At 45.0% G+C, this 578-nt stretch carries 1 protein-coding gene; it reads left to right on the forward strand.

Annotated features, from left to right (window positions below):
* The coding region (locus R7Q09_RS27220) for an ATP-binding cassette domain-containing protein (RefSeq protein WP_318144090.1) at window positions 1-578 on the forward strand (578 nt) is incomplete at both ends.

Here is a 578-nt window from a genome sequence, read left to right on the forward strand (position 1 = left end):
CTTACGGTGACGATCATAAACCGCTTAAAACGGGCTCGATTGAGCTAAGTAATCTGACGTTCAGTTATGATGGTAAGCAAGATGTATTAAAAGACATATCCTTGAAAGCGGCTCATCAAGATTTTATCGCGCTGGTCGGCCATACTGGCAGCGGCAAGAGCACGTTAGCATCTTTGCTCATGGGCTTTTATCCAACCAATGTGGGCGAGTTATTAATTGATGGGCGGCCACTTAATACATTGGGTAAAGACGTACTTCGCAAAGACGTAGCAATGGTTCAACAAGATCCGCACATTCTCCCAGCCTCTGTACGTGAGAACATTTCTCTTAGCCGAGCAGTGAGCGATGAGCAGATATGGGATGCGTTAGATAAGGTAGGTTTATCAGAGCAAATTCGCCGCTATCCATACGGCTTAGACACTCAACTCGGTCAAGGTGAAACCAACCTTTCGGCAGGTCAAAAGCAATTACTTGCGTTAGCCCGAGTGTTAGTAGCGAAACCAAAAATCTTAATTTTGGATGAGGCAACGGCGAACATCGATTCAGGAACTGAGGCTCTCATTCAAAAAAGCTTAAAA

This window comes from Vibrio sp. 2130-1 (genome assembly GCF_033339515.1).